Below are 13187 nucleotides of genomic sequence, written 5' to 3'. Positions count from 1 at the left end.
GTTCACAGGTATTTGACAAATTCTCCCTACATGAATTCAGGTTTGTTTGCGTTGAGATCAGAAATGTGTCGGAGAACTTTAATGCGAAATATCCGGAGCAGCACCTACACGGACATGCTGCCGTTCTTGGCATAGCACCGCCAGCATGTCCTACAAAATTTGGTTGTATCGGCCGGACCTGGGACAGCCAATCGTTACGCCAAACCTTGGCGTTTCATAATATCTTCCAAATTTTCCAGAATGCCGCATCCAAGACTGTTGTCGTCCATCAAATTCGCCAAAGGTGGTAGGCTTAATGCATTCGAAGTTACCTCATGACCAATAGCGTTATCGTTAGGAACAGGACAAGCAGCTTCAGTGAAAAGACCTGCATACGCGGAGGGACATTCTTCAATTACGCATTGGTGGATTTCAAACGGCGGGAATGGATAGGGGAAGCGCTCTACGATAATTGGAACGATGAGTCCATCGCGAACGACGATGATTTGATTCTGTAGAACGTTCTGGATATTCCCATGGGCGACGACCTTGCCGTCCGCAAACCAGATGATCGAATCTTCCATACTAAAATCGGGTGCATGACCAGCGATGTACGGAATGTAAAGATAAACGATACTATCGGCGCCTCCTTCAAAACAAGGTTTAGGCGATTCTTTGACAACCCAAAAGTCGCCTCCTGATCCATCGCTTGGGTACACAGCAAGCGTGCGCGTCATGCCATCCCAGGGCGGTACCTTACGTAGATAGCCGTAATACTCAAAGTATTCATCTGTGTACACGTGAACAGGAGGTTCCCAGTCGCTAATGACGCCGTAAGTGCTCCGTAATACAGCGCAGTCGACTAAATGAGCTGTCATTGGATTGACGACCGTGCCACAACGGCCAAGCGAGATGGTGGAGGTGGAAAGCTCGGCGCTATCCTGAACGATTCTGTTGGTATTTGCATTTTTCATAATTGAATCTTGGTTTGTCAGATGAAAGTAGGGCGTCATGCGGCGTGCTTCTGCTTACGCCGCCTCCAAGTCGTCATCAATACTTGAAAATGGGACCATCGTGGGACCGGGACGGCGATCATCGGAAAGTCCTGCTTCTTCGAGGTTGACGACCTTCGCAACGTAGTACCGCTTGCCACCTGTACGGATCTGTTCGACCCCGAGTTCCTTGAGCTTCTTCCCGAATCCTTCTTTCCCGAACGCTTGATACGTGTTGGCGACACAGTACGTCTTGTACGTTCTGTAGAGGTCGTGAGAAGGGAAGCGGAACGACTGGTTGCTTCCGCCCACCAACGTCAGATTGGCTCCTGGCAGTTCTAAGCAATCGCGTTTGAACAGCGCTACGGAGTTGCGGCAGGACTTGAAGTCTTCCATAGCCGCTAGACTCGATGGTGGTACTGTGAATTTGTCCTGAGCTTTCAGGCGCAGCATGCCTCCGAGTGCCCAAACGAAGATCCCTGGCAGTTCCTGCACCAGCTTGGCAACGAGGTCACGATCCATCTCTTCCGGCTTGAAGGTTCGATTGAAGGTAAGAATCATGAGCCTACGGTCCAGTCCGTGGGTGGAATCCTTGCTTGGCGGAAGAGTATTGGTAGCCGCCATAATCCTCGCCGTTGGCGAAAAAAAGTAAGGGTCTTTGCCTTTGCGCTCTACCAGAATCGGGTCACTGCTGATGATCTTCTTAAGCTCCTCCTCCTGCATGAGCGCATTCGTAGCAATCTCGTCTACGATATTTGCCAGCTTTCCCTCCAGCTCGGCACCGATGAAACGTGCACCCAGCTGCGAGAGTGGTATCGAGCACACGTTTTGGGCTCCAAGAAGCGCCCGGATGACGTGCATGATGAGGCTCTTGCCATTCGCACCCGCTCCATAGAGCCACATCATCACTTGGAACTTCACCATGGGCGTCAGCAGGCAGCCTGTCCATTCCTGCAGTTTCATGATCTTCATTTCCTTGTCGTCGTCGCCAAGGAAAATGTCGTCCAGTGTTTTTAGAAAGAGAACGCACTTTGCTTCAGGGTCGTAGGCAAATGGCATGCCGGAACGGTGATAGTTCTCGTGGCTGTGAGGTTCCAGTTCGCCCGTATCGGTATTCAGCGTGCCATTCGTCAGCGTTATTTTGTTGGTCGCTGCGTCGGGAAATCTGTCGCAGGAAAACATAACTTTCATGGCATGCATCAGATCCATCGCCTGCGGAATACTGATCTTGCGCTCATGATGTTCGATGATCTGCCGACAGAAGGATCTGTCCGGATCAATGCTTTGCCATACGCCGCCAGAGTAGGCATGGATCCGCTCCGCGGTGAACATCGGTGCCACGCCTCCGAACATGGTAGTCACCAGTTGATCGACGGCAGAGTAGATGGCGACTTGGTCCCCCGCTGCGGATCCGTCTTTCCTCTTCTCTGGCCTCGTCACTACACGCGGAAGAATTCCGATATCGAACAACACATCCGACTCATTTATGTAAGTGTCGGCAAAGCTATCTTTTGTCCGCTTCGTCGGCAAGAAATAGAATTGTGTAGCCTTCTCGGAACAGTCATCGAATGCGAGCCCAAGCCAATTCGCTAGGCGTAGCGCAAGCATGTCCTTTTCGTAGGCTTGGGCAGTTACAGGTATCGAGATTGGTACGACTATTCGGCTACGTAGATTAGCTGGCGTGGCCTGGTATGTCGTGTACCAGAAAAAAGCGTATGGTTCCAAGCGGGCCAGCGCATCTTCCACTTGCTTATTGGGATTTCCGTCATCAACGTCAAGAACAATACCAGTGACGCTGACGATATTGGCCTTCGTGCGATTTCGCATTCGACCGTAATTGCACATCGTGAAGATCGGTGCAGTCTCCTTATCGTTCCTAACCTCATGGTCCCAGCTTCCAACAAGAAGGCGGAAAGCTTTTGCATCGATATCTCGGTCAACTTTGAAAGGTTTTTTCTCTTCTACACGATTGTATTGATTAATAGTGATCATGGTTGTCATGTCCCGACGCCATGGCCGGGACTCCTTTCATTGTTGAGTTTCGTTGACGAGATTGGCGACGAGCTGCGACGTGTTGCGTAAAGTGCTGGAAGCCAAATGCGCATATCTGGAAGTCGTAACGCTTGATGCATGACCGAGCAGCTGCTGCACTTGGTATAGCGAAGCGCCTTCATTGACGAGCATGCTTGCAAATGAATGCCGGCAGTTGTGTAAACGACAACGTTTTACGTCGGCAACTTTCAAAATACGGTGCCATGCCTTGGTAGGATTGTTCAGCGGTTTCATCGGATCCTTCCCAGGAAAAATCCAAGGCGAATCGCCAATGCGAGGTACGCTCCGGAACACTTCAAGCGCAGCATCGTTAAGAACTACATGCCGAGAACGGCCGCTCTTGGTGTGCGGCAGATAAAGCGATCCTCCTCCCTTTTCATCTCCTAAATTCAAATGCTCATGGCGACTTAGGCAGATTTCAGATCGACGTAAACCGGTTAAAAGCAACGCTGAAATCGCATGTCCGGCAATCTGATTAAAATCCTTAGCTGCAGCGGCCAGAATGCGACGAACCTCATCTGGGGTCAGAAAGTTTTCCGGTTTACTGTTCTCCTTGAGCTTCTTGATCCCGTCGCATGGACTGGTCGAAATTCGCTTCCATGACACGGCCAGGTTAAAGAAGACACTCAGAAGGGCATGCACACGATTAATGGTCGCTGGTGCCAGCTTGCCTTTCAAGCCGTTTAGCAGCATCTGAACATCTCGCGTAGTAACCTCGGACAAACGGAGATGTCCAATCACCGGCAGAATGTGATCGCGAAATTTTGCAATATCGTTTTTGTAAGTTCGCTTGTTTAATGCTGCATGGGGGACATACTCGTTTTCAGCGAACTCGTGCACCAGCGGCATAGATTTCTGCTGGTCCCGCTCATCCTGTGGATTCCCACCCCGATCAACAATTGCTCGGGCCGTGTTAGCAATGTCACGTGCTTCCTCAATCGAGATAGGGCCAAATTCACCAATTCGAATCGCCAGTTTTTTTCCACGATACGTGTATCGGAACCAGAAGAATTTTCGCCCAGTGGTTCCAACTTGTAGCTTGAGTCCTGCGACTACCGGGTCAGTGATCTCGTAGTTGCTGGAAGCCGCGCCGACAACGTGTGCCGGTAACTTTTCCAGGATTGCCTTCGTCCATTTGATAGGCCGTAGCTTCATTTTTCCCTCATTTTGTGTGCAACGGTCGGCACCAATGACGAAGTCTCAAATAGAAGTGCGCAAAGAAGCCGCACCAGATTCGATAGACCAAATCACTAGTGTCGAGAGCGTCAAAAGCAAGGCAACGGCGTTAAACGCTCGAATGCCATGCAGCTAAAGTTAAATCTTTTACGGGGTCGGGGGTCCGCTGAGAAGCGATGCTTCGATGCGGTGGCGCTTAAAGGTGGCCAAACCAAGTAGTTGTGTGCGGTAACTACGGTCCGACAAATCGAACGCTACGACGGCGTTGATTTGTAAGGCCGCAAGTCTACACGTAATAACTTTGCCGTCAAGGATATTTCCAATGCTGCTGAGAGTGGCTGTTGTCGAAACAAGTCTTCCAAGTCCTTGAAACTGAAAGGCGCCTGTCGATTTGCTATCTTCTATTACGGTAACCCGCGCTTGCAATCATGTGAATCTGGCAGCCATGCAAGTTTGTTGAAGCCTCTACAGCTTGGTCCATTTTCGGTAAGTCGCTACGTCGCATTAGGTACTTGCAGAATCTCGATACAGTGAGCTGACACAGCTGGCACGCTGGCACATCGAAAGGACCAACATCGCAGTTCTTCTGTGCCAGCGTGCCAGCTGTGTCAGCTCAGCCTATCGATTTCCTGAACCTGTATGCGTGATCTAAAAGTGACGCACATAATCTGCTTCAGTCGCGTCAATACTCTGCTGGAAGGAGGATGGTCGTACAGGACCTGTCCGACTCTGTGATGACCCATATCCTTGAATCGTCCCCAATGCGGTACGCGGAAAACAGCCGAGAACCGGATTGCAGGGCGATCTGGTTGGCCATAGCGTCCTCGGCCGACACATCACCCCAATCCCCTGATGCATGACGTTTCAATAATGCGAATGGGGTGACACCTTGCTGTTCCAGGGTGTACAGCGCTTGCGGTGTGGCGACCAAGCGGCCAAGACGAAAGATTGCGGCTTCAGAGATAGCGCGCGGAACCATGGAATATCCTTTCATTGAAAAAACTGCGTGAGCGAACCCGCACCCGGCCATGTGAACTGGACGGCTCTCGATATTGATTGATGAGATGCGCTCTAGCCCTTTATTGCGTTGGGCACGAGATTGAGGACGCTTTCTATGCCTGCGAAAGGTATAAAGAGCGCGAGGAAGTGATCTGCTGCTTTTGGAAGGTCAGTACACGTAGCCGTAGTCAAAAAGCTCACTACGGAGTGCAGAGATTGCGACAAGGTCTGGATTGGGCGACGCCATGATGTCAGCGACACGTACATAAATCCGTTCCCACTGACCGGACGCATCGAAGCGGTACTCGTCAGTCGATCGCAATCCGTCATGCTCGATGCCAAGAATGACGGGATCGATCGGCAGGAAGATCTCGACGAAATGCTGCGAATCGCAATCTTCCAGCCGGGCAGCAAGTCCCGAAATGCAGAACACGATGCCATCGGTTAGCAGCTCGTCGGCCGGCATGCGCTCGGCATACGAGTCCATCGGATCTTCACCCTCTGCAAACGTGAGTTGAACGAGATAGGCGTTATGAACGTTCTGGTAGTAGACGGCGTTTTGATGGAAGGCGCTGACGGCTATGGGTGACCAGTACCGGATGATGCTCGCGTAATGGGGAGGAAGATAGGGTGCGCCAGCGTAGACGACGCCACGTAGCTCTTTTGGAGCGGTCAGGGACTGCGTATAGGCCTTCCCTTGGTCAGGCGACAAAGACAGGGCGATGCTTGCTGCGGCGGGTAGTTCGGCGATACGTAACGCTGCAGTGTTGAGGAAGTAGCCTGGTGCGGCTGTCAAATCGGTTGCGGGCTGATCGCTTAGCGTAACCCGATCATAGTAATCTAACAACTGAATCGCCTCTACGGTTCTCATGGCTTCCGGAGGGATGAAGATGGTTGCTTGCATAGTCTAGTTTCCTGTAATCGTGAATAACAAAACCACGGCGGGCGAGCTTGCCCTGGTGGCGTGCTTCAACTTGAGGTCGGTTAGAGCTGAATAACGTCATGTCGCGTGTACCTCCAACGAAGGTGGCTTGTTTGGTCTGGATTGCATGCCGAATAGCTGCCTCGCTAATGCGTTCGTCAAAGAAGAATTGTCCATCGCAGTAGCCAACCCGATCGATGTCGTACTGCGCAGCGAGAATGAATCGTCGGGCTTCCTCTATCGACTTGACGAGAACAAGGTGAATGGGCTTGCCGGCACGGCTGGACTTGCCAAGGAAGTAGCGCGGAGAGGAGCTTGCTGTCTCCGCTACCTCCTTGAACCGATAACCGAAGTGCTCCTGTAGCTGCGTCATGACATCGGTACTTGTCGCAAGAAGATCGATATCGGTAAACTCACTGTGGATCGACGGGCTCAGCATGTGCTTGACCGCTCCACCGAATAAGTGAATGCGAGGGTCATGCATGAGGTAGGCGAACAGCTGCTGATGGTCCAGCAAGATGTCTTGGCCCGAGTACTCCTGCTGGTCTGCGAGGTAACGGCCTGATAGACACAATGCCTTGGGGACGAATACGATGCCTTGATGACCCGAGGACAATTGGCTGAAGTCCACCTTGTGGAGGGAGTTGAAGTTCTCCCGCAAGACAAGACGACGACCGAGCTGTCGTTGCAGCGCTGCGTACTGCGGCATCAACGTGATCAATTGCGAGGTAGGGAAGGGAGGGAGGACGATTGAGTACTCAATATCCAAGCCTCTCCATTCTTCTCGGTAGCCGTCCAAGGCGGCAAGTACGTCCGAATCCAGAGAAATTGAAAAGCGATCGACGATGCCTCTTAGCTTCGCAATGTGCTCAATCTCACGTGTAATGACGCGCACCTTGAAGCCCTGCTCCTTGATGACCCGGACCATCGACAAGAGATGAGGAAGATTCTCCTCGAAGCGATAGAGCGGGTCGGCGCCGCCACTAATCGATATGGTGCCTTTCTTACAGTTCAAGATGAACGCAGCAACTTGCTCCTTCGACTGGGGGCCTTTTGGTAGCGCAGGCCAGCCGCGCCAGTTGCAGTAGGAGCAGGCCTTTGCGCATCCAAATCCCTTCTTATTCCAGTTCACGATGACCGTGAAGTTTGGATGTGCTGATGCCATGTCGTATCCTTTGAATAAAATGCAGAAACCGGCTCACGTTGCCTTCTTGCGTGGCAGCGTCAGGGTTTTCTTGTGTTCCTTATGATCCGGAGTGGAATCGCTTTCAACTTGTTTTTTGCCTGGTACGACGGGGTCGGTTTCGATCGTCTTTCCAGACGCGGACAACAAGGCCTTTTCCCAGGCATTCCAGTCCCCGGCCAGAACATGCTTCGCCTGGTTGTCCGTGGAGCGAGCGAGAAGACCCTCAGCATGCAGAATGGCCGCAAGAAAGCCGGCGTTGTTACTGCTGCGTCCGACGAATGCTTCTTTGAAAGTCTTTGATGGGAACGGCTTTTCCCGTTCGCGACTGGTGATGCAGGCTTCAATCTTCGAAAAGAGGACAGTCTCGTTGCTGAAGTAGCCACCACCATCGTTTCCAGTGATGACGATGTGCAGGGCCTGCCGATGGGTATCGGTAAGGACGTCGTAACTGATACTGCCTTCGGATTGTTTGCCAAGCTTGCTTGCAGTGCCAGTCTTTAACAGCAAGAATGACTGCTTGCTGCTCGTATCAGGTAGGTCGGTAGTGGGTGCAGACGCGAGTGAGTCTTTCGGGGTTTTAATAGTTGCTTCGAGATTGCTCATGCGGTTCTCCGGTGTCGTTTGTATTCATTAGCAGTGCAAAAGGAAAATCCCCGTGACCGATGGGGTTAAGGGGATTCAGGAGTGCAGCGTTTCCGTATTCTTGTTGCTGCAGCGCTGGCGCAAGATTTCGTCGCTGTGACGTGCTCAGCGGCGATATTTGAGAGCGAATGACAGAGACAGATCGATGCTTCGCGGCAGAATAAATTGTTTAAGGTCGACCGAGCTAGGACGAGAACCCGATGCTCGCCCGCTACCGGACGTCGTCCGGGTATTTTTGCCTGACCATTCCCAAGTCGGTTTGGCGGTAACTTTCATCATTAGTAAGAATCCTCAATGTCGATTTGAAAATGAAAAAGCCCAGAGTCCATATTAGCTCCGGGCTTTGTCGAACTACTCACCTGAATCGACGTGTCAGCGAGGGTAGTACGTTGGAAGAGTTGTATTCACAAGTTTCCCCAACTCGTATTCAGATACCTGTTTTTGATAGCCGACGTTTCATCAGATGTATCAACTGCGGACGTTAAAACACGACATCAAACTGGCCTTTGTACTTGGGATCGCTCGCCAAGGACTTGCGGACTGCCGCATTGATGATTTCTTGTGCCCATCCACCAGCCCGAAATTGCACACCACTGTCTGCCGCTCCAGGGCTGACGTACATTGTCACCTGATCGGTGCTGGAAAAAGGCTCCACATCGAAGTTCATGATGCCTCGCTCCGTCTTGTAGCCATCGCTCGCTTCGTATTTAAATCCACATGCCAGACGACCGTTCGCGGTACGTACTCCCTTCGTCGCGGCGTCGGTGATGCGAAACAGAAGTTGTTTGCTGATCGATTCCGGCAGCGTGTAGGAATTCAGCTTGACGATAGGGTTGCCCCATTGAGGGTGTACCTTATTTCCGAACTTGTCCAGGCTGATATCCTTCATCGGGCGCGGACCCACAGTCGAGAGATAGGTTGCCAAATCTTTATTGATGCTGGCGACGTAGCGGCTGCAATCCTGGGAGGCGAACGCCATGGCTGATACCATGGAAAACAGGGCAAAAACTGCTGCGGCTTCAATACTTTTCATGCTGTTCCTTCATGTGAGAAAAACTGGTTACGCATTGCATTCAAGGCCTTGGATATGGCAGGCAAACCGAGCACAAGAAGGACCTTCCTGTATTCCTTCAATGGGAAGCCCTGTAACATGTCCTTGAAAAAGAAAACGCCCAAGAATCGCAAACGATCCCTGGGCGCTGTGTAGTCGGTTCGACTATCAAAATCATATATGCCGAAAACCAGAGCATATTCGGGCGTTGCAAGGACCGAAACTGGCAATGCAGTTCGGGCAAATGACGCATCCTCAAGTATTCACGGCCATGTCTGCCGGTTCGTTGCGCAGCATGGCGATGTAGAGAATGGCGGCAATCAATTTGTCATAGCTCGGCCCGCGAGATTTCAAGAGCGCGAAAAGACCAAGACTGATCCAACCCGCTGGACCAAGAACTGTACCTAATGCGGTGCTCAAGCCTGTGTATGCTGCAAATGGAAGGGTGAGCCCGGCGGCTCCCGATACGGCGGCCAACCCGGACGAGGCGAGCATGTAGGTCGAAAAGCCGCCCAACTTGCCTGCGGCGAGTGTGGCTGCCACACCCCCGGTGCCGATAAAGCTGCTGTTTCTGCCATATTCCTTATCAATCGCTGCAATGAATGCGGCTCGCTGCGAGTCATCCATTTTTGCAAGGACACCAGTCATTACTTTCTGGCAGATGCGTTGCTCAATTGCCGCATCGTTGTTTTCGTCGACTGGGAGGTTAATTTCCAGATGCTTAGCTACTGATTGCAAAATTTCCAGGTAACTCTTCGGCGCCGCGAATGCAGTTCTGAGGATACTGTCGTCATGCGCCCATCGAATCGCCTTGATGATTTTCTCAGTTGAGGCAGGCTCACCTTTTTTGAATATTTCCGGTGGAAGCAGTTTCGCTAGAGCGTCCCGTTTTTCTTGTGATGCTTGATTTAAAAGAGTTTCAAGCTGTTTCATCGCTTTCCCTATTCACAATGGTTACTTCGCAGTGCTGGTTCGGCAGTCGGAGTACTTAAAATTTGAACGACACCAGCAGGTCAATGTTGCTGCCGAGTATCATTTTATATCAATTAACATGTCGTATTACGTCATTTAATTGAGATGCTAGCCATCTGACCATGTGGATTTTTGGAAGCGCCACATGCCGAGAAAAGCAAAAACGGGAAAGGGAGTCGCGTTGGGTGAACGTATTGGGCGCAATATTAAAATTGCAAGAACTCGGCTTGGTATGACACAGAGTCAGTTGGCTGAAGCGCTCGATTTGGAAAACGTCACCGTATCTCGTATCGAAACCGGCGCGCAGCTTCCCTCCATTGATCGACTGGAAGAGCTTGCAAAGCTTTTGAAAGTGTCGTTACCGTCACTACTGGCCGATACGACGCAAAGCGAAGCGTTTGGCGAATTGTTGGGAGAAGTGGTAAAGGATTTGCCGTTACGGGAGAAAGAATTTGTGTACGGATTTGCGGTGCACTACGCACAGCACTGGCGAGCTGGCCGGAAAAAATAGTGCTTAGGAATTCGGGACAAAAGGAGCAAGCGGGAGAAGTCCTACTCTCTTACGTTGCGGCTTCAATGCATGCCTACAATGTAGCCAACCGCATCTAAGGAATTGCATCTAGTGGATTCGAAGGAAACCATTTTCCCTCGCTTAACTTTCTAGGCCAATCACCCCGAAGCTCTTTTTGAATTGCAATCGCACAACCAGCGCGTCGCATATTGGAAGACACTTCCATTGTGCCAATTGCACCATAGTCAATGGTGCCACCCTCCAGGTCTGCACACTGGGCCAAATAAATCTCTTCAGTCTCTGCGCGCTCTCGTCCAATTTCCCGGAGATCCTCGCGAGTTACCCAGTAAATGTCTACCGAAGAGTGACTCATCATTTTGTCAATAAGCCGTCGGGGAACACGCTGGTTATCCAAGTAAATTGAGATTTTACGCATAATACTGCGCTGTTCGGCCTCAAAAGTAAGTGCGTCCGAAACGCCACGCAGATAGGGGCGATGCAGACCAAGCTTACCCGCAATAACCCTTCTTCCATCTTTCAAAAATGAACCGTCTGCGTCCCGCGTGGATCCTGCGATGTACAAGAAAAAGCACGCACTTGCGCAGATGCCTCCTTTACTGACAGTTAATCGAACATGGAGCTTACGGAGAACTTCTGAAAGCAGCAGAGCTTCGACAACGTCACCGCCAGGACTGTTCAAGTATAGATGAGCGGGCATTTGCCAGTCCTTCCGGCCTTTCAAAAGATTTAGTGCTTTCTGAGTATCGCCTTTCCGAATTTCCCCATTCAAGGACCAACTATAGCCATCATCGATAATCTCAATGGCATTCGCTTTGTTGGCGGCTATGAAGAAAGAAAAAATCAGTATAACGAGTGGACTCTTGATCATTGCATACTCTATTTTCAGAATAAACAAATGTTCAAGGGAGGCTAGTTTGTTGTCAAGTGGAAAGAGCGTCAGCGACCGATTGAATCACATTGAAGGCACACGGAGCTACGTTAGTGGCCTATTCGCAAGGACTGAGCCGCTGAAAATGCCCGATGATTGATAGCGATCTTAGGGCGGTGTATGGTCAAAATTGACCATGAATATAATACATGTGGCGATATGTCGACAATTCGGTGATAGCCGAGCGGGAGTTTTGTTAGAGTGCGAAACTCCTGCATGCAGCCGTCACGATTATCAAGTCGATAGCTGCCGCCGGTTGTTTCTCGCTATTTTCAATAATCAATTGCGTCAGTTTCCTAGAATGACAATAAACGAACAAATGCAGTTATTGGATCGACAAGCTGTCGAAGAACAACGTCTAACGGAGGTTCTTGCTACTTCGCGATTTGGTATTGCGGAATGGTATGGCCTTTCTTTCTTCGACTTAGATAGGGAGCAAAGAAAGGAGCTTATCGACTTCCGGCCTATTCCGAAATCCAAACTGAATAAGCAAGAGAGAGTACGGCTTGAAACACTGGCGGCGCAAGAGGTTGCTGGTACTCTTAGCAAGCCACGGGACATAGATAGGCTAAATGTTCTGCGAAATAAGTCCGATGCTGAACTGCGAGGGAACAAAATTTGCCCCTTTAAGAGCACTGAAACGGTTAGGGCGCTTTGCAATAAACCTGGGGGCGTTTGTTCACTACGTCTTTATAGGCGGAGTGCGGATGGAATAATTTCGCCGGTCCCGATAGAGGAGGAGCAAGGCGGCCTCCGTGCTACGTGTCCAAATCGGTTTCATGAATCTCACAAAGCGTTCAAATGGGTTGGCGAAACGATTTTAGGCCAACCATCTCCGGACATAGCTGTCGAAGTGGGATTCTTAGAGTCAGAGCAAACAGTGGATTCAGACGAGGGAGCAGATGTTGGGCGCTTAGACATGATTCTCGTTGATACATCTAAGCCTCGCGACCACCCGATGATGTGGGCGGCACTTGAAATTCAAGCTGTTTACTTTTCGGGTAAAGGAATGGCGAAGGAATTTTCCGAGATCGAGCAAGACATTGATCAGGGGGGGAGTGGAATTATTTGGCCGACAGAAGTTCGGAGGCCAGACTACCGGAGCAGTGGTCCGAAGCGCCTGATGCCCCAGCTTCAAATAAAAGTACCAACCCTGCGCAGGTGGGGTAAGAAGATGGCTGTAGTTGTCGATCGCTCTTTTTACAAGTCAATTGGAACGATGGAAACCGTTTCCGAGTTGTCCAACGCAGATATCGCATGGTTCGTTTTGGATTTTGAGTTGGTACCAGGGGAAAATCGTTTCAAAATTAAACCAGCACCAGTTTATTTTACGACTCTCGAAGAGTCAGTGAAAGGGCTAACTGGCGGACGCCCAATAGCCCAGGGGCGTTTCGAAGATCGAATTCGGGCTAAATTGAACGGTAACGTTACGCCTTCCTAATTAAGAGCTCATAAATGATTTCATGATGCGTGTTCTTCATCGGTATTTTCGATACTACCATCCCGTTACGTGCAGCAAGATCGATAACCTCTTGCGCGTTGTCGTAGGTTAGTAAGAAATGCCCTTGAACCTTTCCTATTTCGTTAAAGAGTTGGATGTGGTCAATTGAGTTGTGTAGGTATAGTCGGGTACCCGCCTTTTTCCCGCCTGCTGTATATGGGGGATCTACGAAAAAAGCGGCATGCGGTTCGCTCGCGTATTCTTGAATAACGTTAAATGCATCGCCTTCAATAAACTTGACGCGCTGCTTCACCC

General features: G+C 50.6%; 12 protein-coding genes and 1 pseudogene. 2 read left to right on the top strand and 11 right to left on the bottom strand.

Annotated elements, in window-relative coordinates; translation table 11 throughout:
* Positions 1–194: 194 nt before the first annotated feature.
* The 9 genes from V7080_RS16150 to V7080_RS16110 form a co-directional block, all read right to left on the bottom strand.
* A complete protein-coding gene (locus V7080_RS16150; RefSeq protein ID WP_334189419.1) occupies positions 195–992 on the bottom strand; it encodes a hypothetical protein in 798 nt (265 codons plus the stop codon).
* A gap of 15 nt (positions 993–1007) precedes the next feature.
* Positions 1008–2963, bottom strand: a complete 1956-nt coding sequence (locus V7080_RS16145; RefSeq protein ID WP_334189418.1) for a DNA primase family protein — start codon at positions 2961–2963, stop codon at positions 1008–1010.
* A 36-nt stretch (positions 2964–2999) separates the two neighbouring features.
* Complete coding sequence (locus tag V7080_RS16140) at positions 3000–4178, bottom strand: tyrosine-type recombinase/integrase (protein WP_334189417.1); 1179 nt, start codon at positions 4176–4178, stop codon at positions 3000–3002.
* A 703-nt stretch (positions 4179–4881) separates the two neighbouring features.
* On the bottom strand, positions 4882–5178 hold the full coding sequence (locus tag V7080_RS16135; RefSeq protein WP_334189416.1) for a hypothetical protein: 297 nt from the start codon (positions 5176–5178) through the stop codon (positions 4882–4884).
* Positions 5179–5367: 189 nt separating this feature from the next.
* Positions 5368–6102 carry a hypothetical protein gene (locus V7080_RS16130; protein WP_334189415.1) on the bottom strand — a complete coding sequence of 245 codons (735 nt, stop codon included), beginning with the start codon at positions 6100–6102 and terminating at the stop codon, positions 5368–5370.
* Positions 6029–7285: a radical SAM protein gene (locus tag V7080_RS16125; RefSeq protein ID WP_334189414.1), complete on the bottom strand. Its 1257-nt coding sequence runs from the start codon at positions 7283–7285 to the stop codon at positions 6029–6031. Before V7080_RS16125 ends, V7080_RS16130 begins: the two co-directional genes overlap by 74 nt.
* Positions 7286–7318: 33 nt before the next feature.
* Positions 7319–7909: a hypothetical protein gene (locus V7080_RS16120; RefSeq protein ID WP_334189413.1), complete on the bottom strand. Its 591-nt coding sequence runs from the start codon at positions 7907–7909 to the stop codon at positions 7319–7321.
* A gap of 520 nt (positions 7910–8429) precedes the next feature.
* Positions 8430–8981 (bottom strand): hypothetical protein, encoded by a 552-nt coding sequence (locus tag V7080_RS16115; RefSeq protein WP_334189412.1) that lies wholly within the window; start codon positions 8979–8981, stop codon positions 8430–8432.
* A gap of 273 nt (positions 8982–9254) precedes the next feature.
* Entirely contained in the window at positions 9255–9932 is a 678-nt protein-coding gene (locus tag V7080_RS16110) for a hypothetical protein (RefSeq protein ID WP_334189411.1), read from the bottom strand.
* A 220-nt stretch (positions 9933–10152) separates the two neighbouring features.
* On the opposite strand from V7080_RS16110, the gene V7080_RS16105 reads away from it, so the two are divergent.
* Positions 10153–10482: a helix-turn-helix domain-containing protein gene (locus V7080_RS16105; protein ID WP_334189410.1), complete on the top strand. Its 330-nt coding sequence runs from the start codon at positions 10153–10155 to the stop codon at positions 10480–10482.
* 94 nt (positions 10483–10576) lie between these two features.
* Here V7080_RS16105 and V7080_RS16100 read toward each other — a convergent pair whose 3' ends face one another.
* On the bottom strand, positions 10577–11371 hold the full coding sequence (locus tag V7080_RS16100; RefSeq protein WP_334189409.1) for an ATP-dependent Clp protease proteolytic subunit: 795 nt from the start codon (positions 11369–11371) through the stop codon (positions 10577–10579).
* Positions 11372–11732: 361 nt separating this feature from the next.
* Between V7080_RS16100 and V7080_RS16095 the strand changes: the two genes are divergently transcribed.
* A complete protein-coding gene (locus V7080_RS16095; protein WP_334189408.1) occupies positions 11733–12872 on the top strand; it encodes a NotI family restriction endonuclease in 1140 nt (379 codons plus the stop codon).
* Here the strand turns inward: V7080_RS16095 and V7080_RS16090 are convergent.
* Positions 12859–13187: pseudogene (locus V7080_RS16090) on the bottom strand (DNA adenine methylase); the annotation flags it as partial. The gene V7080_RS16095 and the pseudogene V7080_RS16090 overlap by 14 nt on opposite strands.

The organism is Noviherbaspirillum sp. (assembly GCF_036846085.1).
Lineage (GTDB): Bacteria > Pseudomonadota > Gammaproteobacteria > Burkholderiales > Burkholderiaceae_D > Noviherbaspirillum.
The sequence above is the reverse complement of the archived record's forward strand: the minus strand, read 5'-3'. Positions and strand labels throughout refer to the sequence as shown.

Bases quoted from the DNA above. Each gene is read 5' to 3' on its own strand.
- V7080_RS16115 (WP_334189412.1), bottom strand. From the start codon at position 8,981: ATGAAAAGTATTGAAGCCGCAGCAGTTTTTGCCCTGTTTTCCATGGTA.
- V7080_RS16125 (WP_334189414.1), bottom strand. From the start codon at position 7,285: ATGGCATCAGCACATCCAAACTTCACGGTCATCGTGAACTGGAATAAG.
- V7080_RS16120 (WP_334189413.1), bottom strand. From the start codon at position 7,909: ATGAGCAATCTCGAAGCAACTATTAAAACCCCGAAAGACTCACTCGCG.
- V7080_RS16100 (WP_334189409.1), bottom strand. From the start codon at position 11,371: ATGATCAAGAGTCCACTCGTTATACTGATTTTTTCTTTCTTCATAGCC.
- V7080_RS16110 (WP_334189411.1), bottom strand. From the start codon at position 9,932: ATGAAACAGCTTGAAACTCTTTTAAATCAAGCATCACAAGAAAAACGG.
- V7080_RS16135 (WP_334189416.1), bottom strand. From the start codon at position 5,178: ATGGTTCCGCGCGCTATCTCTGAAGCCGCAATCTTTCGTCTTGGCCGC.
- V7080_RS16145 (WP_334189418.1), bottom strand. From the start codon at position 2,963: ATGATCACTATTAATCAATACAATCGTGTAGAAGAGAAAAAACCTTTC.
- V7080_RS16095 (WP_334189408.1), top strand. From the start codon at position 11,733: ATGACAATAAACGAACAAATGCAGTTATTGGATCGACAAGCTGTCGAA.
- V7080_RS16150 (WP_334189419.1), bottom strand. From the start codon at position 992: ATGACGCCCTACTTTCATCTGACAAACCAAGATTCAATTATGAAAAAT.
- V7080_RS16130 (WP_334189415.1), bottom strand. From the start codon at position 6,102: ATGCAAGCAACCATCTTCATCCCTCCGGAAGCCATGAGAACCGTAGAG.
- V7080_RS16140 (WP_334189417.1), bottom strand. From the start codon at position 4,178: ATGAAGCTACGGCCTATCAAATGGACGAAGGCAATCCTGGAAAAGTTA.